The sequence below is a fragment of the Psychrobacter sp. Ps1 genome, from assembly GCF_022129425.1.
GTDB lineage: Bacteria > Pseudomonadota > Gammaproteobacteria > Pseudomonadales > Moraxellaceae > Psychrobacter.
Window position 1 is genome coordinate 91,882 of record NZ_JADQAN010000002.1, and the last position, 24,348, is coordinate 116,229.

The 24,348-nt window shown below is 43.3% G+C and carries 21 protein-coding genes and 2 tRNA genes; 19 read left to right on the top strand and 4 right to left on the bottom strand.

What is annotated here, in order from left to right; all coding sequences use genetic code 11:
* Window positions 1-107: 107 nt before the first annotated feature.
* Complete coding sequence (locus I3249_RS01355) at window positions 108-1,274, bottom strand: D-alanyl-D-alanine carboxypeptidase family protein (RefSeq protein WP_238068154.1); 1,167 nt, start codon at window positions 1,272-1,274, stop codon at window positions 108-110.
* A gap of 500 nt (window positions 1,275-1,774) precedes the next feature.
* Complete coding sequence (locus I3249_RS01360; protein ID WP_201579372.1) at window positions 1,775-2,209, bottom strand: hypothetical protein; 435 nt, start codon at window positions 2,207-2,209, stop codon at window positions 1,775-1,777.
* A gap of 539 nt (window positions 2,210-2,748) precedes the next feature.
* Here I3249_RS01360 and surE point away from each other — a divergent pair.
* The 12 genes from surE (at window position 2,749) to modB (ending at window position 13,306) form a co-directional block, all read left to right on the top strand.
* Window positions 2,749-3,564 (top strand): 5'/3'-nucleotidase SurE, encoded by an 816-nt coding sequence (gene surE / locus I3249_RS01365; protein ID WP_238068156.1) that lies wholly within the window; start codon window positions 2,749-2,751, stop codon window positions 3,562-3,564.
* 135 nt (window positions 3,565-3,699) lie between these two features.
* Window positions 3,700-4,488 carry a M23 family metallopeptidase gene (locus tag I3249_RS01370; protein ID WP_238068157.1) on the top strand — a complete coding sequence of 263 codons (789 nt, stop codon included), beginning with the start codon at window positions 3,700-3,702 and terminating at the stop codon, window positions 4,486-4,488.
* A 69-nt stretch (window positions 4,489-4,557) separates the two neighbouring features.
* Window positions 4,558-5,856 (top strand): lytic murein transglycosylase, encoded by a 1,299-nt coding sequence (locus I3249_RS01375; protein ID WP_101206205.1) that lies wholly within the window; start codon window positions 4,558-4,560, stop codon window positions 5,854-5,856.
* 406 nt (window positions 5,857-6,262) lie between these two features.
* Window positions 6,263-7,558, top strand: coding sequence for a gephyrin-like molybdotransferase Glp (glp, locus tag I3249_RS01380; RefSeq protein ID WP_238068158.1), 1,296 nt, complete (start codon window positions 6,263-6,265; stop codon window positions 7,556-7,558).
* A gap of 122 nt (window positions 7,559-7,680) precedes the next feature.
* Window positions 7,681-8,793 carry a GTP 3',8-cyclase MoaA gene (moaA, locus tag I3249_RS01385; RefSeq protein ID WP_238068159.1) on the top strand — a complete coding sequence of 371 codons (1,113 nt, stop codon included), beginning with the start codon at window positions 7,681-7,683 and terminating at the stop codon, window positions 8,791-8,793.
* A 129-nt stretch (window positions 8,794-8,922) separates the two neighbouring features.
* Entirely contained in the window at window positions 8,923-9,453 is a 531-nt protein-coding gene (gene moaB / locus I3249_RS01390; RefSeq protein ID WP_102078147.1) for a molybdenum cofactor biosynthesis protein B, read from the top strand.
* Between the two features lie 57 nt (window positions 9,454-9,510).
* Window positions 9,511-10,215, top strand: coding sequence for an NTP transferase domain-containing protein (locus tag I3249_RS01395; protein ID WP_238068160.1), 705 nt, complete (start codon window positions 9,511-9,513; stop codon window positions 10,213-10,215).
* A 30-nt stretch (window positions 10,216-10,245) separates the two neighbouring features.
* On the top strand, window positions 10,246-10,752 hold the full coding sequence (gene moaC, locus I3249_RS01400; RefSeq protein ID WP_238068161.1) for a cyclic pyranopterin monophosphate synthase MoaC: 507 nt from the start codon (window positions 10,246-10,248) through the stop codon (window positions 10,750-10,752).
* A gap of 93 nt (window positions 10,753-10,845) precedes the next feature.
* The gene (locus I3249_RS01405; RefSeq protein WP_238068162.1) at window positions 10,846-11,127 is read left to right on the top strand and encodes a MoaD/ThiS family protein; all 282 of its coding nucleotides are present in this window, start codon (window positions 10,846-10,848) and stop codon (window positions 11,125-11,127) included.
* Between the two features lie 77 nt (window positions 11,128-11,204).
* Complete coding sequence (locus I3249_RS01410; RefSeq protein WP_238068164.1) at window positions 11,205-11,696, top strand: molybdenum cofactor biosynthesis protein MoaE; 492 nt, start codon at window positions 11,205-11,207, stop codon at window positions 11,694-11,696.
* Window positions 11,689-12,558, top strand: coding sequence for a molybdate ABC transporter substrate-binding protein (modA, locus tag I3249_RS01415; protein ID WP_238068165.1), 870 nt, complete (start codon window positions 11,689-11,691; stop codon window positions 12,556-12,558). The genes I3249_RS01410 and modA overlap by 8 nt, the downstream gene beginning before the upstream one ends.
* 46 nt (window positions 12,559-12,604) lie before the next feature.
* Window positions 12,605-13,306, top strand: coding sequence for a molybdate ABC transporter permease subunit (gene modB / locus I3249_RS01420; protein WP_238068167.1), 702 nt, complete (start codon window positions 12,605-12,607; stop codon window positions 13,304-13,306).
* A 157-nt stretch (window positions 13,307-13,463) separates the two neighbouring features.
* On the opposite strand, the gene I3249_RS01425 is transcribed toward modB, so the two are convergent.
* Window positions 13,464-13,540: transfer RNA gene (locus I3249_RS01425), tRNA-Asp, on the bottom strand.
* 37 nt (window positions 13,541-13,577) lie between these two features.
* A tRNA-Val gene (locus tag I3249_RS01430) sits at window positions 13,578-13,653 on the bottom strand.
* A 283-nt stretch (window positions 13,654-13,936) separates the two neighbouring features.
* Between I3249_RS01430 and I3249_RS01435 the strand changes: the two genes are divergently transcribed.
* From I3249_RS01435 to I3249_RS01465, 7 genes are all read left to right on the top strand, one after another.
* On the top strand, window positions 13,937-15,574 hold the full coding sequence (locus tag I3249_RS01435; protein ID WP_238068169.1) for a cardiolipin synthase: 1,638 nt from the start codon (window positions 13,937-13,939) through the stop codon (window positions 15,572-15,574).
* 116 nt (window positions 15,575-15,690) lie between these two features.
* Window positions 15,691-17,208, top strand: coding sequence for a tetratricopeptide repeat protein (locus tag I3249_RS01440; protein WP_238068171.1), 1,518 nt, complete (start codon window positions 15,691-15,693; stop codon window positions 17,206-17,208).
* A 132-nt stretch (window positions 17,209-17,340) separates the two neighbouring features.
* Window positions 17,341-18,897, top strand: a complete 1,557-nt coding sequence (locus I3249_RS01445; RefSeq protein ID WP_238068173.1) for a 3-deoxy-D-manno-octulosonic acid transferase — start codon at window positions 17,341-17,343, stop codon at window positions 18,895-18,897.
* Entirely contained in the window at window positions 18,894-19,616 is a 723-nt protein-coding gene (locus tag I3249_RS01450) for a 16S rRNA (uracil(1498)-N(3))-methyltransferase (RefSeq protein WP_238068175.1), read from the top strand. The genes I3249_RS01445 and I3249_RS01450 overlap by 4 nt, the downstream gene beginning before the upstream one ends.
* Window positions 19,617-19,879: 263 nt before the next feature.
* Window positions 19,880-21,004 (top strand): extracellular solute-binding protein, encoded by a 1,125-nt coding sequence (locus I3249_RS01455; protein ID WP_191114888.1) that lies wholly within the window; start codon window positions 19,880-19,882, stop codon window positions 21,002-21,004.
* Between the two features lie 198 nt (window positions 21,005-21,202).
* Window positions 21,203-22,879, top strand: coding sequence for an iron ABC transporter permease (locus tag I3249_RS01460; RefSeq protein ID WP_238068177.1), 1,677 nt, complete (start codon window positions 21,203-21,205; stop codon window positions 22,877-22,879).
* 124 nt (window positions 22,880-23,003) lie between these two features.
* Window positions 23,004-24,329, top strand: coding sequence for an ABC transporter ATP-binding protein (locus I3249_RS01465; protein ID WP_238068178.1), 1,326 nt, complete (start codon window positions 23,004-23,006; stop codon window positions 24,327-24,329).
* The last annotated feature ends 19 nt before the right edge of the window (window positions 24,330-24,348 follow it).

Below are 24,348 nucleotides of genomic sequence, written 5' to 3' on the forward strand. Positions count from 1 at the left end.
CCGAAGCACTTCTAAATTACAGTAGGCATAAAAACAAAAAAGACGCCCATTTTAAGGCGTCTTTTTTTAAACAGTTTTTAGCTAGAATTGCTTTTTAGAGGTTTCTCTTAGAGAAGATTCTTTACCCAGCGTACGATATGTTCCCACGTACGGCTCATAAAGCCTGACTGTTCGATATCATTGGTTGCGATGATAGGAACTGAGGCTACCGCTTTACCATCGATTACAGCCATCATTTTACCAACTTCCTGACCTTTTTTAATCGGTGCTTCTAAGCTCTCAGGAATATCCACCACTGTGGTGATTTTGTTTTTCTGTGTTTTGCTGGTTAGAATTTGCAAGTTGTCGCCAGTTGCCAGTTCTACCTCGTCAGCTTCTCCAAACCATACTGGAAGCTTACTAACGAACTGTCCAGCAGGCGCCTTGGTAACCGTTGTAAAGTGACCGAAACCCCAGTTAAGTAGCTCGCGTGACTGATCGGCGCGAGCTTGTTGGCTCTTAGTACCCATAATGACAGAGATAAGACGCATGCCTTCACGGTTGCTTGATGCAACCAAGCAGTAGCCTGCCGCATCAGTGTGGCCCGTTTTTAGGCCATCAACGGTTGGGTCAGTAATCAGCAGAGCATTACGGTTACCTTGAGTAATACCATTATAAGTGAACTCTTTTTCTGCGTAGATACTATAGTAGTCGCCGCTGTTTTTAATAATAGCGCGAGCAAGTTTAGATAAATCCAAAGCAGATGCTAAATGACCTTCATCAGGCATACCAGTAGCATTGACAAAGTTAGAGTTCTCCATGCCAATTTTTTGCGCTTGTTCGTTCATCAAGATTGCAAACGAGGCTTCGCTACCAGCAATATGTTCAGCCATGGCTTTTGATGCATCATTACCTGATTGAATAATAATACCGCGTAGCATATCGATGACGCTGGCAGTTTTGTTCACAGGCACATACATACAAGATTGGCTGCTGCTACCACGGCACCATGCGTTTGGACTCATCAATACCTGTTCATCTTCTTTCAGGTCGCCTGATGCTAAGCGTTGCTCAATGATATAACTAGTCATCATCTTAGTCAGAGATGCTGGCGGCAGCGCCTCATTGGCGTTCTTTTGAGCCAAAATTTCGCCAGTGTTATAGTCCATCAACACATAGGCAGTATTGTCCATTCCAGGTGGTTGAATGGCTGCGTTTGCCACTACTGCACTCATCGAGATACTTACACCAACTACCAGCTGTATCAGCTGATTTTTTACACGCTTTACTGTCATATATCATTACACCGCATCATGGAACCAAATGTATCTATCGCTTATGTTTTGTACCTATTTCCATACATTATTTTAAGCAGCATGTCTTAAATGCAGTGTTTAAAATAATGTATCGATGAAAATAGTAACGCCTACACAATAGACATAAAATTAACGCCTTATCTTAGCAAAATGACTACCGATGGGGAATCGATAAATGCAAAAATAAGGCAAATTTGAAAAGAAAAATGAAGGCCTATCATATATTTGTTGTGTCTATCATCTGACCAGTCTCTGTAATAAAAATTTAACGCTCACAAAAAAGCCTGCTGCACTGCTTGTGAATAACAAGTAAAGTGACAGCAAGCTTTGATGCTACAGATATCTAGACAATCAGTTGATAAACTTTGCTTAATTGATGTTATAAAGAGTACATAGCTTTTATTTTATTATCATTGATACCAATATTATTAACACATTAAGCAGAGGACGCTAGTTATTGAATTAAACTAGCTAGTTGTCTAATAATCCGCGTTTGCCAAATCTTCACATAGTGCTTTGTTTTCTTGCTTTGAGAATCCCATCGTCCAACTACGAATACCTTGTAGTATCTGGCGGTAGTCTTGCTGTGTAGATAGGTATTGAATAGCCGCTTTTGGATCTTCTAGAGAAGGCATTAGCTCATGCAGCTGTACAGTGTACGACTTATAGAACCGCTGTTTTTGCTTACCATTTAGCATTGGTGGGCATATCTCTGATAGTACCTGCATCACCGCAATTTCGTGCTTAGTAATGTTGATGCCAGACATGTCTAGCGGAATGGTAGTGCCAGAGTTATTCGCAGCATTAGAAGCTTGAGACAGCATAGCAACAGACGTTATCAGTCCTGCAATCCCAATTTTTGAGGCAGTATTTGCTATCACAGAAGCTATAGATAATATCGATTGTTTATTCATTCAGTATTACACTCGCTCATCTTTATTTAATGGTCATATGTTAATCGGTAAAAAAACAAAAGTCACATAAAATATTGATTTATGTGTAGATATCTTGTGAGCCAAAACCATTTTTTAGCAACATATCAGTAGCATACCCTAATGACGTTACTTCAGTATCAGTACATCAGTTTGTATTGTTGTGGGGTGTTGCGTATTGTAACGCGATGCTGAATCTACTGGTTGTTATTCGTTTGATACAGATCTTGTTACGCTACTTTCATCGTATAATTATCAGCATAAGAAGAACACGATACTTTGCTAAAGACAGGGTTCGTGTCTTTATATTATTCAGTTATAATCGCCCATGCTAACAAAATGATTCTTTTTCGCTAGACTGAGGCGTCATGTCGTTGGAGAATTAGGGTATCATGTTTTCATTTTAGATATGGGCATCGTTCTTTGATGGCTATCTTGAACAGATATGGCACGATAGCAGAATTATCAAATAGAGCTGTAGAAAAATCGGCAATAAAATATTAACCATATACTGAGCAGAAATGAGATTTTTAATTAGTAACGATGACGGTGTGTACGCGCCAGGATTATTGGCACTATCTCAGGCATTATCGACTATTGGAGAAGTGGTTGTCGTCGCCCCGAACGATGAACAAAGCGGTTATGCCAGTGCGTTAAGTGTTTCAAGACCACTGCATACGCATCAGCTGCCTTCTGGATTTGTAGCGGTAAATGGTTCACCAGCTGATTGTGTTTATCTAGCAATCCATGAGTTGTATCGTGGTAGTGACTTTGACTGCGTGATTACAGGCATTAACTCAGGGGCTAACTTGGGACAAGATGTGATGTTCTCTGGTACGTTCGGTGCTGCATTGACTGCGCAACTATCTGGTATTCCTGCTATAGCAACGTCTTTGGTAGGCGGAGGTGTTAAAAGCGGCGGGCAAGAATCAGCCAGTGATTATCAGGTGGCCGTACATGAAATCGTCAAACTGCTTACTGAGACTTCGATTTTAGAGATGCTCAAAAGTTTGCCCTATCATGTATTAAACGTTAATATTCCTGAAGTGCAGTATGCTGATGATATCCAGGGTCGAAAAATAACCTCGCTAGGCCATAAGCAGGCTGCTCAGCCAGTACGCCATATGATAGACCCACGCGGTCGAGATGCATACTGGTTGTCTCTACGAAAAGGTAAAAATGAGCGACCATTAGAGACGTCAATCGATGCGGTACAAGCGAATCATATGATGACAGATTATCAGGCTGTATCGGCAGGGTATGTCAGTTTATCACCAGTACGCCTGCATCATACGCCAACGGCAGCGCTGGATAGATTATCAACACTCACGCTATAAATTCTATAAGATATAATCCATACCGGCTTATTAAACACTGACGTGTTATGAGAATATCAGAAGACTCTTGTATGATATCAAGCGCTTTTGAATGATTAAACAATGAATGAGCAACACAAAGAATAGGAACCTTGTATGAAAAAAATCATAGCTGGATCGCACCTTGTTAAAGCCGCGTTGATTGGTACTATGGCAGTCGCTACTCTATCTGTCGTTGGCTGTGCAACGAAGCCTACCTATCAATCAGCAAACCAAGCAGGTCCTAAGATTATTACTAACGCGCAAGGCGTCCCTAACTATCACCGTGTACAACGCGGCGATACGGTCAGCCAGATTGCAGCGCGCTATCGTCTGAACTATCGCCAAATCGGGGCGATGAACAATTTAGATAGTAAATACACCATCTATAGTGGCCAATGGCTCAAACTATGGCAAGGCAATGCGGCCACCACTGCAAGTAACAATAGCTATAGTGCCCCAGTTCAAACGCAACCAACTTATACGCCACCTGTGACCCAATCTCAAATACCAGCCTATGAAGCCACTGCCAACTCGACCTCTGGTTATGATTACCCTACGCGCAACCCAGTAACTCGTAATATTGACCCTGCTGCGGGCAATATGGGAATGTGGTTTGCAGGCAAAGTTGGTGATCCAGTACTTGCCAGCCAATCAGGAACTGTGCTTTACTCAGGCAACGGTCTGCCAGAGTATGGCAATCTAATTATGATTCGTCATAGTGATAACTACATTACAGCCTACGCTCACAATAGCCAGTTGTTGGTGCAAGAGGGTGATACAGTACAGCGTGGCCAACGTATTGCTAGTATGGGCAGTAGTGGTCAGACCAATGAGGTAGGCTTAGAGTTTCAAGTTCGCTTAAATGGTAATCCTATTGACCCACGTAGCGTACTTGGGCGTTAGACTTAAATAATAGCTACGGATAGCTTGGCCACTGTGAGCCATTTTATTTATTCATGTTTGAGATTTTTTATGAGATTAAAAAAGCAATACCTCACCCTTATGCCAGCATTAGTGATGGTCGGGTGTACAAGCCAGCAGGCAATGCAAAGTAAGCCTGTTCGTCAAGGCGGCGTTGAGATTACTCAAACCCAAACCGTTCAGGTCAAACCAACACCTGCACCAGTCGTAAAACCGCAGCCTGCGCCCAAGCCTAGCTATAGTAGCTTTTCTGATTGGAAATCAGACTTTTCTATGCGTGCCATATCGTCAGGCTATGATGCCCAAGTGATTGGTCGATTGCTTGACTCTGCTTACCTAAATCAGCAAGTCATCTCATTAGATTCAGGTCAGCCCGAGTTTTCTAAGATGCCATGGGAATACGTAGATTCTGCGGTATCAAGTGGACGCGTCAGTGTAGGAAAGCGCAAATTTGCTGAGCAGCGTGCTTATTTGTCTCAGCTAGAGTCTCAGTATGGGGTTAATGCAGAAATTATCGCTGCGATATGGGGCATGGAGTCATCGTACGGTGCTGTGACCGGTAATAGCGATTTGCCAAGTTCGCTTGCCAGCCTTGCTTATGATGGTCGTCGTCAAGAATTCGCTGAAACGCAGTTGCTATCGTTAGCGACCTTGCTACAACGCGGTGACGTATCATGGTCACAGTTGGACGGTTCTTGGGCAGGCGGCATGGGACAAACCCAGTTTATTCCTGAGACTTGGCTCAAACAAGGGGTTGATGGAGATGGCAATGGGCATCGAAATCCTTGGGCCACTGGTGATGCACTAGCCTCGACTGCCAACTATCTTAGCAACTCAGGTTGGGTTCGTGGCTTAGCGCCTTTTTATGAAGCAACGGTGCCAGCCTCGTTTGATTACTCAGTGGTTGGTAGTAAACAACCTGCGGCTAGATGGGCGGCGATGGGCGTCGATACGATAGCGGACGTTTACTTAGATGCCAATACTCAGATGGAGCTATGGTTACCTGCTGGTAAAGACGGTCCAGTATTATTGCTGAGCCCAAACTTTGATGTGATCAAAGTCTATAACAACTCATCAAGTTATGCGTTGGGTGTCAGTCTGCTAGGCAAAACGATTAATGGACAAAGCGGTTTGCAAAAATCTTGGCCTCGTTATGAGCGTCCATTATCGACCACACAAGTGACTAACCTACAACGTCGCTTGACTAGTATGGGTTATGATACCAAAGGCGCTGATGGTATCGTGGGTACCAATACTCGTATGGCATTCCAGCGTTGGCAAGCAGATAATGGTCAAACGCCAGATGGATTTATTACTCAAAACAGTGCGTCTTCATTGGCTGGATGGTGAGGTAGGCTGAGGGTATTTATACATTGTATAAAAGCGGCTCTTTTTAATCGTATTTAGCCATTATTAATTAGCCACTAGTCATCAAATGATAATTTACTTTGTTCTACAAAAAGCACCTTGCCAAGGTGCTTTTTTTGTCTCAATCTATGTCTGATTTTGCTGACATCTTTAACACAATGGACAATGCAATAAATATCAAATATTAAGACCAGTGTAATCTGGCTTTATTCAAAACTTATCAGGACAAGGTTAATACAAGAAAGTTGATACTTTGAATGATAGACTCTAGATAATGTGTTTTTTAACGATGACTTTTACTCATAGTTTTTAGTGACAGTTTTCAATGACCATTTTAAATAACAGTTTCGATTACGAATAATTAGAACGACAGAAAGAGCGTGACCTTATGATTACCATGGAAGAATTACAAGCTGCGATACAGCATCGGATAGATAATTATCATATTACTGACTTTCCGCTACAAAAAAGAGCCGTCTACACTCTAGAGTTGCTGGATAGCTTAAACCATATACTGGCTCAAGATATTGCTTCGCCTTTTGATGTGCCGCGACAAAATCTATCTGCTATGGATGGCTATGCGATTGCTAAAGGTAGTGAGTTATCAGAAAGCAGTACTATCGAAATCGTTGGTGAGTCGCAAGCTGGCAGTGCTTATACTGGTGAGACAGCGGCAGGGCAAGGGGTACGTATTTTTACGGGTGCAGTCGTGCCAGATTGCTGTGATACGGTCATTATGCAAGAGAATACAAACTTTGCAGATATCAAAGCGACCGTTGATAAATCTCGACCTTATAACATCACGCTCACACAAACCGCCAAAGTTGACAACAACATCCGCTCACAAGGCGAAGAGATTGAGTCTGGCGAATCCGTTTTAAAGATCGGTAAACGCCTTAATCCTGCAGATATTAGCTTACTGGCTAACCTTGGTATTAGCCAAGTGAACGTGTTCCAACCGCTCGTTGTAGGCGTGTTGGCAACAGGTGATGAGCTCGTGGCTATTGGCAATGAGCTACAAAGTCTAGCCCAAATATATAATTCTAATACCCCAACGCTCAAAAGCTTGCTATCAGATCTGCCTATCATTATTCGTGATTATGGCATTATCCCTGATAACCTAGAGCAGACAACTATCGCAGTTAATGAGGCTATGCAGGACTGTGATGTACTGATATCGACTGCAGGTGTCTCTGTTGGTGACTATGATTTTTTGACCACTGTGATCGAAACATTAGGTCAGATTAACCATTATAAAGTGGCGATGAAGCCTGGTAAGCCTTTTGTATTTGGTGAATTGAATAAAAATCTCGATAAGCCGGTATTGTATTTTGGCCTACCGGGCAATCCGCTCTCTACGGTTGTGGGTACGTTACAGTTTGTGATACCTGCATTGTGGCAAATGTCAGGTGCTAGCGTGTCAGAGCAGCCGATGCCGCTAACGATCAAAGCCAAACTCATAAGTGACATCAGAAAATCTCCCGGCCGCAAAGACTTTCAGCGTGGCGTATTGTCACGAGATGAGACAGGTCATTATCAAGTTGAGTGCTTTTCAAGACAGCAGTCACATAGAATCAAACAGCTGAGCCGCGCTAATTGCTTCATTGTGTTGGATAAAGATAGTGGGAACGTAGCAGCTGGTAATGACGTCGTTGTACAACCGTTTCCTTGGCTACATCGCTAATTCATCGTTTGCCAATTTATTGTAAGGTGGTCGCACAAAATCAGAGAGTAACCTTACACTGGTATGCTAAATACGAATAACAAAGTAGTGCTTATAGTAAGCAGTACTGATGGCAGTAACATATGATTGATGACAACATAGATGACAAACACAAAATAGACAGCCCGCAACTGTATTCACCGAGCTTGGCACCGGCATTATCTGATGGCTACATAGAGCCTTCCTTGGTCGTGCCCACTGAGCAGATGAGTGACTATCACCAACCGCTAACCGATGGGCTTGCACGGCGTCTGACTTACTTGCGTCTATCCATTACTGACTTTTGTAATTTTCGCTGTGAGTATTGCCTGCCAAATGGCTATCAAGGTAAGCGGCCTGATGATGAGCTGAGTATCTCTGAAATTGCAACTTTGGTGCGCGGCTTTGCTCAAGTAGGTACCAAAAAAGTTAGAATTACAGGTGGTGAGCCCTCTATTCGTCGTGATGTTGTCGAAATTATCGAAACGATTAAGCAAACTGACGGTATCGAGACGGTCGCGATGACTAGCAACGGTTATAAATTGGGTAAACATATAGCCAACTGGCAAGCTGCTGGACTTGATCAGCTCAATATCAGTATGGACAGTTTTGATGCCGCTACTTTTCATAAAATGACAGGCTTTGATACCTTGCCACAGATATTGGCTGACATGGATATATTGTTAGAAACGACTGATATCAAACTGAAAATAAATAGTGTCTTGATGGCGGAGACTGCTTTTGAGAACTTAGTCACGGCGATCGACTATGTCAAAGATAGACAAGTGACTTATCGCTTTATCGAATTTATGCAGACCAGTGATAATAGCGATTTGTTTTTTGCTCAGCATGCCCAGTCTGATATTATCACTGATTACTTGTTAGAAAATGGCTGGCAGCCGCACGAGCGCGGTAGTGCCGATGGTCCAGCAGTAGAGTATAGCCACCCTGAGTATGTCGGTCGTATCGGTATGATTGCCCCATATGCGGCGCACTTCTGTGATACCTGTAACCGCTTGCGCGTAAGCAGCCAAGGCAAGGTGCATTTGTGTCTGTTTGATCAGGGCAACTATGATATCCGTCCATACTTACAGCAAGACGATATCCAAGGACTGGTAAACACTTTACATAGCTTTATGCCAATCAAGCCTGAGCATCATCATTTGCATGACTCTAACAGTGGCATCATGCACAATCTATCGATAATCGGCGGATAAAAACCTTTGAGTCTACAATCATGACGCTGATAGAGATTGTCTGCCAGTGCAATCGTTTTTCTACATAACTTTTTTTGATACAACTGCTTTTTAATACAATTATAAAATGACATCTATAAAGGATTATTTATGAGTAAGCCTGCTGCACAATTTACACCGCTTAATATTGCTGTATTGACCGTTTCTGATAGCCGTACGCTGGCAGAAGATACGTCAGGTCAGTACTTAGTAGATAGCTTGACCGAAGCAGGTCATCATTTAGCAGATCGTCAATTAATCACCGACGATATTTACCAGATTCGCGCAGTCATCAGTGGTTGGATTGCTAGTCCAGACGTTCATGCGGTTATTACAACTGGCGGTACAGGGTTCTTCATCAGAGATAGCATGCCAGAAGCTGTGAGTGTGCTGTTTGATAAATCAATTGATGGTTTTGGTGAAATGTTCCGTCTAATCTCAAAAGATGAAATCGGTATGTCTACCGTACAATCGCGAGCAGTTGCTGGCATGGCCAATGGTACGGGTATATTCTGTCTACCAGGTTCTTCTGGTGCTTGCCGTACTGGTTGGGAAAATATCTTAAAGGATCAGTTTGACAGTCGTACTCGTCCGTGCAATTTTGTGCCGCATTTTTTGGCACAAAATCCTAGCCATGATTGAGTTATAAATAATTGAGCTATGAGTGATATACAATCAAAACTGATAGGTAATGGCACAATGACAGAGCGCTCAACTAATTTGGACAGATTGGCAGGTGTGGTCATCTTGGCAGGCGGGGCATCTAGACGTATGAGAACGGCTAAGGCGATGCTGACACTACCGTCAGGTGAGCAGCTGCTAGACTATCATGTTCGTCATGCGAGCAAGTTACAGATTCCTATATTGGTTGCAGATAATGGTCGCGGCTTTCAAACTGGTTTAGATGTCCATTTAGAAAAAACCAATTCGCCTATTATTCATATTGCTGATTATGGTGCTGATGTTGACTCTAATGAGCATGATGGGCAGATCACAACTGGTGGCGCATTGGTCGCTATCGAATCAGCCTTCCAAACATTGAGCGATTTGAATGATTCAGGCATATCAAAAAATGTACAAGCATCGTGGTTACTGGTTATCAGCTGTGATAGCTTAATACCAGCAACTGACTTGTGGCAGAAATTACAATGTGAAATAAGCCTTGCTGCCGATAAAAAAGTAATTTGCTTAAAAGATGACAGTCACCTATATCCATTGTTAGGGCTGTATCAGTTAAGCATCGAGCCTGATTTGAAGGCCTATATAGATAACGGACAGCGTAGAGTGATGCAGTTTATTCAGCCATTGGTGCAAGCCGTACCATTTAGCAAAGAGTGGCAGAATTTGACCAACTTTAATACGCCTGAAGATTTTAAGCGGGCATGTGCTGCTCTATCAAAATAATAAAAATATCACATAAGAAAGGTTATATAAATGAATGACAGCGTTCAGATAAATCAGCAATCTACTTTATCTCACTTGGATAGTGATGGTGATATTACCATGGTCGATGTCAGTGGTAAGACAGCAACGACGCGAGAAGCCAATGCCACTGGACAAGTACGCTTTCCCAGTGAGATTTATGCGCAGATTAAAGCGGCTGATGGGATGACCAAAAAAGGCAGCATCACGCAAACGGCACACATCGCTGGTATCATGGCGGCCAAACGCACTCATGATCTTATACCGCTTTGTCACCCGCTACCGCTAGACAAGATAGGCTTAAGCTTTGAATATAACGACGCGCTCAGCAGCATCACGGTCAGGGCGGTGGTCAAGGTTACGCATAAGACAGGGGTGGAGATGGAAGCGTTAACAGCGGTTAGTGTTGCCTGCTTAACTATCTATGATATGACTAAAGCACTATCGCATGACATCGTTATAGATGATATTCATCTGGTCAAAAAGACAGGTGGTAAATCAGACTACAGTCATGCTTAAAATAACAAAATTGCAGAGTGCGTCATCAATTAATTAATCAATAACAATGTGCTAAGTGTCAAGCAAGGAAGCTTGCATAAGATGGAGAGGTTTATGAGTGCTATCGATATGACAACTAATATCGAATCAACGATGAATATTAACGTCATGTATTTTGCCAGTTTGGCTGACGAGGCCAATTGTCAACAAGAGACAGTAAGCGTACAGCAGGATGCGTCATTGACTGAACTATACGAACAACTTAGTCAAAAGCATCGCTTTAGCCGTCCGCAGTCGGAGTTACGCGTTGCAGTAAATGACTACTTTGCTAAATGGACTGACCAGATAAATGATGGTGATAGCGTGGTTTTCATCACGCCAGTCGCTGGTGGTTAGATAAGCGTTTACTAGTGTCCATTTTGTCAGTGGCTATTCAGTGGCTATAAATAAAAAATAATAAATAGAGAAGAAAAATGACTGATAACGTCCACGATCATTCAATGAACATCAAACGTAGTGCTGATGAGGCTTACCTTATCGCTGAGCGTGATGGTTTTGCGCTACTAGACATTGCTATAGACGAAGATAGGCTAAAAAGTACGTTAGATAATGACAGCTGCGGCGCGTTTGTTTGTTTTGAAGGGCGAGTGCGCAACCATAATAACGCTACGAGCGTTGATCGTCTTACCTATTATGGTTATGAGGATTTGGCCATCAATCAAGGTCGCGCCATTATAGAAGAAGCCAAAAAGCGTTTTGAAATTACCCATGCTATTGCGATACATCGTATCGGTGCATTAGAAATTGGCGACGTGGCTGTATGGGTTGGGGTAGTGTCAGCGCATCGTTATCCAGCATTTGATGCTTGTCGCTGGATATTAGATACCATCAAAGCGGATATTCCTGTGTGGAAGCAAGAATACTACGAGGACGACTCGTCTAAATGGCTTAGCAATAATGGTTAAGTCATTAGTTACTGTCTGTGTATCTGCTTGTCTGCTATTGTCACTAAGTGCTTGTACGCAAGACAAAGACGCTAATACGACGCTTACTGATACTACTGAGCAATCTCATACATTGCGTATTGCTGCGGCTGCTAACTTATCTGATGTACTCCCTCATATCATTGATAGCTATCAGGCTGATAATAGCTCATCTGCCCAAAATATTTCAGGTATCTCAGATATTGAAGTTACTTATGCCTCTTCTGGTAAGTTATATGCGCAAATCAAAGCAGGGGCACCGTATGATATATTCTTGTCTGCCAATCAAGATTTTCCTGCTAAATTGGCTGATGAAAATTCAGCTAGTGTTACTAACGAAGAACGTAAACTAACCAAGCCTTTTACGTATACCAGAGGTCAATTAGCACTCTATAGTGTCACCAAACCTTTAAACGATTTTACGCCAACATCGTTGGGTAATGTGTTTACCAGTGCTGACTTTACTCAGGACAGCAAGGTAGCTATTGCGAACCCTGACCTTGCTCCTTATGGTGCCTCTGCAAAAGCCTATCTGCAATCACAAGACATGTATAGTAAGTTAAATGCTCAAAAAAGTTTGATACAGTCAGAGAATATCGGTCAGGCATTTCAATATGCGCATACGGGTAGTGTGGACTATGGGTTTGTGGCACAGTCTCAGCTTGTTGCGATTAAAGCCAAGCCTGAGCAATTTATTACTTTGCTGCCAACGTCTTATCCAGCTATCTTACAAGATGGGATAATCGTTAATAACACTGACCAAGCAGCAGACTTCACCGACTACCTGCGCTCAAAAGCAGGGCAGCAGCACTTCTTACAAGCAGGCTATCTGGCCGTCCAGTAATACGTTAGACTAAACCCTCTCATCATAGAACGAGCAGTGACATTATATGATCGACCAGTCTCTTATGTCAGATATGCTCAGTCCATTTTGGGTGAGCATCAAGCTCGCTTGCGTGACTACCTTATGTCTATTGCTATTTGCAACGCCTATCGCTTACTGGTTGGCTAAGCCGAGCCGTATAAAAGTAATAGGACGTCTTAAGGTACTGCTCATGGGCATCATTGCGATGCCTCTGGTGCTACCACCTACCGTGATTGGTTTTTATCTATTGTTACTGCTCAGTCCTAGTGTGGGTATCGGTAAATGGTTGAGCGAACATAATATTAGCCCGCTGATTTTTACCTTTGAAGGTCTGGTCATTGGCTCCATTATTTACTCATTACCTTTTTATATACAGCCTGTTTACGCACAGTTTCTGCGTATTCCGCAAAGTGTCACGGAAGTTGCTCATCTTTTAGAGCCCAGTCGTATACGACGGTTTATGAAAGTGGCCTTACCGCAAGCGCGGGTGGGTATTATTTTGGGCAGTTTGGTAAGCTTTGCTCATACCATTGGGGAGTTCGGGGTTGTACTGATGATAGGCGGCAGCATCTCAGGCGAGACCAAAGTGGTATCGATTGCGATATATGAGCAGGTAGAAGCGCTCAACTATGAAGCGGCGCATATGATATCTGGTATTTTAATTATCATGGGTGTAGTGATGGTAGCGTTAATCGCTAGCGTAAGCCGAATAAGTCAACGTCCATAGCACTGGAATATTTGTATGCGAGTTAAGAAGTGTTAGGTAGTGCAGTAGCTATATAAACAATGTCTAAGCAAAATATGCAGACACAAAAAAACCTCAAACAATCTAATGCTTGAGGCGAAACTTGCTTAAACTTAATAGTTTAAATTCGTTTTAAATATGGCGCAGCGGACGGGACTCGAACCCGCGACCCCCGGCGTGACAGGCCGGTATTCTAACCAACTGAACTACCGCTGCTTAGGTCTCTTAGCTTGTTTAGCCACTTGCTAAGAAGTGGTGGGTGATGACGGATTCGAACCGCCGACATTCTGCGTGTAAGGCAGACGCTCTACCAACTGAGCTAATCACCCTTCGAACAATTGCTAGGCAATTTATTCAACATCAACTGAGCTCTTAAGTTTGTCACTAAGCTCCGTTGCTGTGGGAGTGTATTATATAGATTTACAGTTGGGTGTCAAATATTATTTTAATATTTTTAGAAAATAATTATAAATCGGACTTGTAATCTATCAGAAACAGCACTCAAAGCTATGTATTATATAGTATTTCTAAAAATACACTTATTATCATTATTTGTTGTTTAGAGGTGAAAAGCTACTATACTATGGATGCTTTATTCGTTGAACACGGTTGATGGAGGCCAATATAAACACTTTTGCTATTAAAGATACTTTTACCAGCTGGACCTGGGGAGACTTAGCGGGTCTAGGTCTGGTGCTGCATATTGTACTTATGATAGTAATGACGCTGCGCGTGGTTTCTGTGCAGCGCAATATTGGCGTGTCTATTGCTTGGGTTGCGGTGCTTTACACGTTACCAGTATTCGGTTTTGTGGCTTATATCCTGCTCGGTGAGCCGATGATTGGACGGCGCTATCGTGAACGCGTGGATCAAGCCAGCATCTTGATGAACGATATGGCAAAGCGTGAGCATCTGATTTTTGATAAAGGGAAGGACTTATTACCAGCCAACTACCGCGGTGTTAGCCAAATAGGAACGCGTTGGACCGGGTTTGGTGTATTTCCCAATCATCAAATGCAGCTGTTGACGGATCCTGCTTCGATTTTTCAGCGTTTGATTGAAGATATCCATGCCGCCCAGCGTATTGTCCTCATGGAATTTTATATTGTCTATCCAAAAGGACAGGTGCTAGAAGTCATAGAGGCGCTGTCTGTAGCAGCTCAGCGCGGCGTAGAGTGTCATATATTGGCTGATAGTGTGGGCAGCTTTAGCTTTATTAATAGTAGCGTGCATCGCAAATTAGAAAAAGCAGGGGTTTATGTCCATCAGTCATTGCCAGTGGGGTTATTTAAGACATTATTTAAACGCTCTGATTTGCGCAATCATCGTAAAATGGTGGTTATCGATGAACATATTGGCTATATCGGCAGCTTCAATCTGGTTGATCCAAGGTTTTTTAAGCAAAATAAAAACGTTGGTCAATGGATTGATGTGGCGCTACGAACGACTAGCCAGCACTCAATTAGTATCAATACAGCGATGGCCAAGGTAATTGTTACCGATATTGGTGCTGAAAGTAATGACAATCTTGCTGAGCTGCATCAGCGGGTTAATAACTATACCCGTAAGTTATATGTGATGCATCCGACCATCAATGATCTAAATAGCCGCGTGAAGGTATTGGCGGATACGATTGATGATCATGAGCAGCCAGATATAGGCGCCACCTCGATTGTCGTACCAAAGATGCCTGTCGTGGACAAAGTCTTGGCGCAGCTAATACCTTCAGCACCGCAGCTAACGGCTCATGTGATTTACAATACGTTAGTTTCTGTGATTCATCGTGCCAATAAGCGCATTCGCATTACCACACCTTATTTTGTCCCTGATGAGTCCCTATCGGGTGCGCTGACGATAGCGGCTAAGCGCGGCGTTGATGTGACGATTATTGTTCCTGAAAAGGTGGATTCATTTCTGGTACAGCACGCTTCTCAGGCTTATTATCAAGAGTTGTTGGATGCTGGGGTAACGATTGCATTGTTTAGAGGTGGTTTGCTACACGCAAAAACAGTGGTTATCGATGATGACTACTGTCTATTTGGCACCGTCAATATTGATATGCGCAGCTTTTATCTAAATATGGAAGTCAGTTTGGCGATTTATACGCCAGAAATGGTTGCCCAAGTAGCGGACTGTCAGGAAGTCTATTTAGAAAACTGCCGAATCTTGGATAGTGATGAGTGGCAACAGCGTCACGGATCAAAACGCTTGTTTGATAATGTCGTGCGCTTGTTCAGTCCTTTATTGTAGCACTCGGATTTTTAGGGTAAGGTAATCTACCAGTACCGTTCTATTATTTTAGTAGTAGCACTTTTATACCTTATGCTTTTTTGGTTTATCTATCTGCAAAGAGGTCACATCCGTCTATGTCTGCATCACCTTTAACACCACTGGACTATATTGCAGAAGGCTACTGGCAAGACTTCTTGGCTGGGCGTTCTATTGCAGGCGGTATCGCCTACGAAACTGAGCTGCGCACTTGTGCACTAGACGAGTCGCTTGAGAGTCTACAGCGTATAGATACGCTATTGTCCCAAGTGCGCCGAGATATGATTAAGAGCGGTATATGGGATGAGACGACGCTGCTGATCGATGAGCGCTATCGTAATTTCATGGTATTTTTGGCGTTTTATGCCGGTCGTGTATTGGCGCGGCAGTGGCAAAGCAAGCCACATTGGTATGGTCAGTTTGAGCTGCGTAAACGTTACCCTGAGCTAACATTGATCACCGATGATTTTTATCAGCATATGGCAGTCGGTTATGATAATGATAGCGTGGTTAAAGAGCACTTATTTTTTGCACTAGAGCCAATAGGGCTACGTCTGTTTGGTCATATTGATCGGCAGTTTGATGCAGTACAAGGTGGACAAGTAGAGAGTGGGTTATATCAAGCGGTTAGCCTTAGACTACCGAATACTCTAAATAACGATGTTCATTCAGTGTCCGAATTAACAGCGCACAAAGTAACAGCGCACAAAGCAACCACTCATCAAGTCACTGAAAGCATCGTTCCGAGCGCAGATTTAAATACGCATGTTGGTACTAGCCAATTAAATGCTTCCCTTAACAAGCCAGAGGAAGTATCGATAGGAGCTGAGTATCACCAAGCCAATATATTTGTAACTGATAGTGAGAGTCGCGCAATTCAGTCTGCTATGCCTGATACGGTAACTGAGTTGCAAGCAAACGTAGTACCTCCTGAGTCTGAGAGCTCGATAAAGCCTGAGCTGACTAAAGTAGCGCAACCAACGGCTAAGCCTACGTCACCTGTAAAAAACACATCAACGCCAGAGATGTTTACGCAACTGCTGGTAGAATTAGATGAGATAGCGGTGCCACAACCAACTGGTGATGTGCAATATCAGCAAGCACGCAAAGTATTAGATCAGTTCGAGCAGCATATTGCTAAACAGAACAAACCTCGTCGCCAAGTTATATTTTCAGATGATCATATCGCAGCAAAAAACAAAGCGTTGCTATTACTACAAGCGGCTGCTGAAGATGGTAATACAGCGGCTATGTTACGTTTGGCCATGTATGAATTGTTAGGTGAAGGTTTGACAGCGGACAGTGACAATCAAAAAAAATCTGGCGTAGATTGGGTTAATCAAGCCGCCAGCAAAAACGACAGCCGTGCTCAGCGTCTACTCAGTAAAATGTATTATCAAGGAGTAGGGGTGTCTCAAGATATAGATAGCGGTAAATACTGGTTAGAGCAAGCAGCGGATAATGGTCATGCAGAAGCGGCCAATCTGGTCAAGCAATGGCAGCAAGCAGATATGCTGCTGACCACACAGAAGCAAGAGCAGCACAGCACCAAGCGTTATCAGCTGTTAATCGGCGCAATCATCGCAGTCGCTTTATTGATAATAATCATTATCTAACAATCATTATCTAATAACTATTTACTCAGTAACTTTTTAAAAGCTTATTGTTACAGCTTAAATTCAGGTAGAATTGGCGCGCTTTACCTTTACCCTTTTATTGTTTGATTCATAACTAATCTGGGCTGTTCCATGCCATCATCTAATACCCCGTCTGACCACTCTGCGAATCCAATTGGCCCTGTATCATCGCCTAATCGTGCGGTATATGAGACACCTTTATATTATCAGTCTCTTATTGGGCTACTAAAGCCGCTATATCGTCTGCAAGTTTGGCGTCGATCTCATAAAAACGACAACTATCAGCAGGAAATCGATCAGCGTTTTGGTAAACAGTATCCACCGCGTCCAATGGTAAATGCTGATAGCGATAAAGGGGTGATTTGGTGCCACGCGGTTTCATTAGGAGAGACCAATACGGTCGCGCCTTTACTAGATATGTTATTGGCTAATGGCTATCAGATATGGTTGACCAATACGACTCAGACAGGTTTTGCTCGTGGTGCCAGTCGTTTTGCAGAACAAATAGCTCAGGGTCAGATGAGTCATAGCTATGTCCCAGTCGACAGCCCTGCTGTTATCGAAACTTTCTTGACGCATGTACAGCCTATCGCTGCGTTGTTTGTAGAAACAGAGCTGTGGGCAAATATCTTGACCAAATTATCTCAGCATCGTATTCCAAGTATTCTGGTCAATGGTCGATTATCTGCTTCTTCTTTTCAGAGTTATCAAAAGATTGGTGCAGTCAGCGCTAGTATGATGAAAAATCTTTCCTTAATCATTGCGCAAGACAGTGACTCTGCTAAATGCTTTCGGCAGTTAGGGGCTAGTAGCGCCCAAATTCGTGTGGCAGGCTCATTAAAGTGGGTAATCAATGCGTCCAAAACTGATGACAAAGCGGTAGAAGATAACCGTATTTATAATAAGAAAGCCGATCTGCGAGCAGAGTTTGGTATAGCAGATCGTCCTGTGTGGGTAGCTGCGAGTACTCACGATGGCGAAGAGGCCGCAGCGTTGTCATTGCAGCAGCAACTACTGTCTCAAGCCACATTAGCAGATACGTTGCTTGTTATTGTCCCTAGGCATCCTGAGCGTTTTGATGCAGTAGCAGATCTCATTCAGAAAACTGGGTTAAATATGGCTCGGCGCAGTGATGGGGAAGCCATTGATGCAGACACGCAAGTCTATCTAGCAGATAGCATGGGTGAGATGATGACTTGGTATACATTGGCAAATGTAGCATTTGTGGGCGGCTCGCTGGTAGATATTGGTGGGCATAATCCAGTGGAGCCTGCTAGTGTGGCAACGCCTGTACTGATGGGGGGTTACACTCAGTCTTGCCAAAGCGTAATAGACAAATTGGCTAGCGTAGGCGCTGTATATCAGCCAAGTAATGATTTTTATTGTCCAATCGAGTCAAATAGCTCAAGTAGTTCGGATGCACAGATAGTCAGTGATGATCAGTTAAAAGCGAATAAAAAATCCTCTCGTAAGAAAACAGCTTATAACTATGAAGACGCTGTGAGCATTTATACGCAGCTGGAGACTTGGCTGTGCAATTTGCCATTGGCCGCGCAGGCTGGGCAAGCTGGCGAGCAAATGACGATACAGCAGCAAGCGGTATTGACCCGCCAATTTACGATGATTGAAGACGCTATCGAGATGTCTTCCAACCAAGATAGCTTATGAACTGTATATTATTGCCCGCTGAAAACTTCTCATCAGACACAGCAAAAATCGATTCCTTGTCTCAAGTCAGCCATGTGACTAAAGTGCTGGGCGCGAAAGTCGGTGATACGCTTAAAATTGGCCAAATCGGCGGCAACCTTGGTACTGCTGTTATCGAAGATATTACCGCTGACAGCATTCAGTTAAGTAACGTTCAGCTCAATACTGTGCCGCCAGCCAAATTAGACTTAACTGTTATTCTGGCGTTACCGCGTCCTAAAGTGCTACGGCGTTTAATCATGGATATGACGGCGCTTGGTGTACGCGATATCATTCTTATCAATAGCTACCGTACTCAAAAAAGCTATTGGCAAAGCCCAATGCTTGAGCGGGTTGACGAGTTTGTATTAGAAGGTCTACAGCAGAGCATCGATACGATCGTTCCTAGTATTACGCTACAAAAACGTTTTAAGCCATTTGTCGAAGACTCACTTGGAAGCCTAATAAGCAGTCAAGCGATTGTCGCGCATCCTTATAGTCAGCAGTCCTTTTCTGAATTTTTACAACAGCAACCATCACGAGAGCTACCAAATCTAGTCTGTATAGGCGCTGAAGGTGGTTGGATTGACTATGAGATAGAGCTGTTGTTAGCTCAAGGCTGCACGCCTGTACATATAGGCTCTCGTATCTTGCGAACAGAAGCTGCGGTCAATGCAATTTTAGGGCAATGGTTGCTTTAGATGGATACTAAAGTGCGTCGCTAGACCAAATTATTGAAAGAACTGGTGAAAATAGTTCTTAAAAATCAATGCTAAAGACTCATCACAGGTATATTTACCAGTCAAACAAATGTATTGATAATTAATCTCACTTCCATTAGTATGTTGCTTTGATATATTATGGCCTGATTACTGATAACGCTTAGCAAATCATCGTTATAATCACTGTTGTTTTGTCTCACCATCCGTCTTACTTTTTTTACAGCATTACTATGGGGAAAACCATGTCATTGAACGCTATCAGCGCTAATCTAACCTCTACGAAGCTTATTCTACCTGCAGCCGTATTTGGCATGATGTTGGGTTTGGCAGGTTGTAGTAATTCTTCAACCACAGAAGAGAGCGTAGAAGTAGAGTCAACAGAAACAGGTGCTGAGCAGCAAGCAGCAACTGACGAAGCTACGACTGCTGATGGTCAGACAATTACTATCTACTCATCACGTAATGAGCAGCTGATTAAACCATTGTTAGATCGCTATACTGAGCAAACAGGTGTAAAAGTTGAACTGGTTACAGACCAAACTGGGCCTTTGATGGCGCGTCTAAAAGCGGAAGGTCAGAATACCCCAGCTGATATGCTATTGACCGTTGATGCTGGTAACTTATGGCAGGCTGCAGAGCAAGGCCTATTACAACCAGTATCATCTACTGTATTAGAAGCTAACGTCCCTGCAAAATACCGTGATCCAAAAGGTCAGTGGACAGGTCTGTCACTACGTGCACGTACTATCTTTTATGACCCAAGCAAAGTCACTGCTGACCAGCTATCTACTTATGCAGATTTAGCCGATCCAAAATGGAAAGGCAAATTATGCTTACGTACTTCTAAAAAGGTCTATAACCAATCGCTTGTCGCTAGCATGATGGAGCATTTGGGCGAAGAGAAGACCGAAGCAGTTATTAAAGGGTGGGTTGATAACCTAGCGACTGATGTGTTCAGTGACGACGTTGCGATGTTAGAAGCTATCGCTGCTGGTCAGTGTGAAGTAGGTATTGCCAATAGCTACTACTATGGTCGTCTATTGGACGAAAAACCAAACTTCCCTGTGAAGATATTCTGGGCAAACCAAGATACTACTGGTACGCACGTAAACATCTCAGGCGCTGGCGTGGTTGCAGGTTCGGACAATCCAGATGGTACGCTTAAACTGATAGAGTGGTTGTCATCTGATGAGGCACAAGGTCTTTATGCCAGCTCTGACAAAGAATTCCCAGTAAAAGTAGGTATCGATGAGTCAGACATGCTTAGATCATGGGGCGAGTTCAAAAAAGATGATATCAATGTACAGAAATTCGGTGAACTACAAACTCAAGCTATCCAAATGATGGATAAAGCGGGTTATAAATAAGGGATCGCTAGTAATACTGATACCAATCTCAAAACCATAACTTTTAGACAATAGTTCTCAAAGCACGGCTTTTAAACAAAAGCTTTTACAGAATGTGTTCAAAGGTTAGCTATTACAGATGAGTTATTTGGGTAATGACGATTTTAAGGTTGGTATAAGCTTACAAGGTCTCTATACGTATGACACGGTAATGATAATATGATCACAACGCCAGATGCGTCTGTTAGTCAAAACGATACTGTCAATGATGGTGTTAATGACCAGCAGACTGTCAGCCAAGACCACGCCCTTCGTAAACGTATCATCTCGAAATCAGTCTTAGGGCTGATTTCGTTGTTTATGCTAGTACCGATTTTAATCGTGCTGCTGTCGTGGACTCAGCCAGTGGCAGAGATTTGGACACACATGGCAGATTATGTACTGCCGCAAGTGCTCAAAAACACGGCGATTTTATTGCTTATGGTGACTGTCGTTTCAGGCACTATTGGTACTGCTCTGGCTTGGGTCACTAGTATGTATCGTTTCCCGGGTCAGCGTTTCTTTTCGTGGGCGTTGATGTTGCCACTTGCCATCCCTGCTTATGTATTGGCATTTGTCACTATCGGCATTGTTGATTTTAGTGGGCCGTTACAGACAGCTTTACGCGATTCCGGTATTAGTACTGCCATACCGTCGATAAGGAATGTATGGGGCGCAGGCTTGGTATTATCGCTAGCGTTTTACCCTTATGTATATTTGCTAGCGCGTCAGGCATTTTTGTCGCAAGGCAGGCGAGCGATAGAAGCGGGGCAGATGCTAGGTTTGAGTCGTAGCCGTGTGTTATTTCGACTGGCATTACCGCAGGCACTGCCTTGGATTATAGGTGGCTTGTTGCTAGCCAGTATGGAAACCTTAGCGGATTTTGGTGCAGTATCTGTATTTAATGTTGATACTTTTACTACCGCCATTTATAAAGCATGGTTTGGTTTTTTTAGTTTGACCACAGCGGCTCAGTTAGCAGCCTTGCTCATTGGTGTGATCTTTATTGTGGTATTGTTTGAGCAGTATTGGCAAGCGAAGCGTGGTAGTTCACTTACCCAAGGTAGCAGCCACCGCTTTGACGCTAGCAAACCTGCCAAACTAGCCATGACGCTGCTGTGTACGCTGATCTTTCTGGTCGCCTTCTTAATTCCTTTCTTGCAGCTCATCTATTGGACAGCACTTAATTTTCGCCAAGATTTTGATGCGCGTTACATTGATTTTGTCACCAATAGCCTTATGATTGCTAGTATGACCACGCTATTCATTGCCTTTTTGGCCATTATCATTGCGTGGATCAAACGGCAGTATCCTGATAAATCGACTAAGCTAATGACCACTTTAGCCAATTTGGGCTATGTCGTACCGGGGACTGTATTGGCGGTAGGGATATTTATACCTATTGCGTGGCTTGATAATCAAATGATTGCCTTTGGTATCACCTCACAGCAAGTGCTCTCTGGCAGCGTCATTGTTATGCTACTGGCGCTATCGACACGTTTTATGACGGTGAGTTTTCAGCCAGTTGACAGACAGTTGCAGCGATTGACAGTCAATCAAGAAGCTGCTGCAAAATTACTGAGCGACAGTCCTTATCAGCGTTGGCGTCATGTGATGCTGCCTGTACTTAGCCCTGGCGTATTGACTGCATTACTGATGGGCTTTGTCGAAGTGATGAAAGAGATGCCCATTACGCTGATGACACGGCGTCAAGGCTGGGATACGCTTGCAGTACGAGTGTTTGAAATGACGAGCGAAGGCATGTGGGGGCGAGCAGCGTTACCGAGTTTGCTAATCGTACTGGTTGGTTTGCTCCCTGTTTGGATATTACTGCGTCAAAGCGACAAACACAGCTAATAGCAACAAAGTTAATAGCAATAATTTGGTATAAGTTTAACAGCACACTCGTAGTGTCAGCTATATTATAATTTGCTCTGTTTTATCGATGGTTTTACTTACTAATAGCGAACTGGTACCGTCTATGTACACTGATTCAATGAACGTCTCTACAAATTCTAAGTCAGAAAAGGCTCGGGCTAGCCATACGCCTGTAGCAAAATCACCAATGTCACAAAATAGAATCAATCCAGTTCAGCCGAATAAAACTGTAGAGCAGAGCAATACCTCACAACAAAATACTGAGAAACATATCGCGACGGATCCTTATTTTAGTGTGCAAAATCTCATCGTAGGCTATGACGATACTATTGTTGTCAATGGTCTATCATTGATGCTAGAACAAGGCGAGATTGGTTGCTTCTTAGGTTATAGCGGCTGCGGGAAGACCACAGCACTTCGAGCAATCGCGGGACTGGAGCAAAGTCGTGGCGGCACTATCTATCTAAACAATCAACGCTTAACTGAAAAAACAGCTCGCCAATCATTCGCAGTTGCGCCAGCTAAGCGTGGCATGGGCATGGTGTTTCAGGATTATGCTCTTTTTGGTCATTTAAGCGTGGCAAAGAACATCGCCTTTGGTCTCAATAAATGGTCAGCTGCTGACAAAAAAGCCCGTGTAGCTGAGATGCTAAGCTTAGTTGAATTGACTGAACATGCAGATAAACGCCCAAATGAGCTCTCTGGTGGTCAGCAGCAGCGTGTGGCTCTCGCAAGAGCACTAGCCCCCAAACCAAAACTACTATTACTTGATGAACCATTCTCTAATCTAGATGTAGTACTGCGTGAGTCATTGGCAATGAATGTCCGTGATATCCTCAAACGTACTAATACCACAGCGATTTTGGTCACTCATGATCAAAATGAAGCGTTTGCACTAGCGGATAAAGTAGGGGTAATGGATAAAGGACGATTGGTACAGTGGGCGCGACCAAGTGAGCTGTATCATGAGCCTGTCAGTTCTTTTGTCGCTGAATTCGTAGGCGAAGGCGCGATGATAGACGGCATTATCAAAGAAGGTCATGTTGAGACGGCATTGGGGAATATCTATCGCCGCATGGAAGTCTATGATGAATCTGGCCAACCACAGTACTGCGAATATGATTATCCAAACGGTACACCAATCAAAGTACTTGTACGCCCTGATGACATCATTCATGATGATGACAGTACGCAGACAGCTTTGGTTATCGGACGTGTGTTTCGCGGTGCCAACTATTTATACCGTCTGCAGTTAGACGACGGACAGACTGTCTTATCCTTGGTTGCGAGCCATCATAATCATGCAATCGGTTCTCATATTGGCATTTTGCCTTTACTAGAGCATGTCGTAGTCTTCGATGAAAAAGACATCAATGCCACTACTTGGTCAGAGTATGATAGATCATCGAGAATGGATGAAGAAGTTTAGCCGTCTTTACAATTATTGA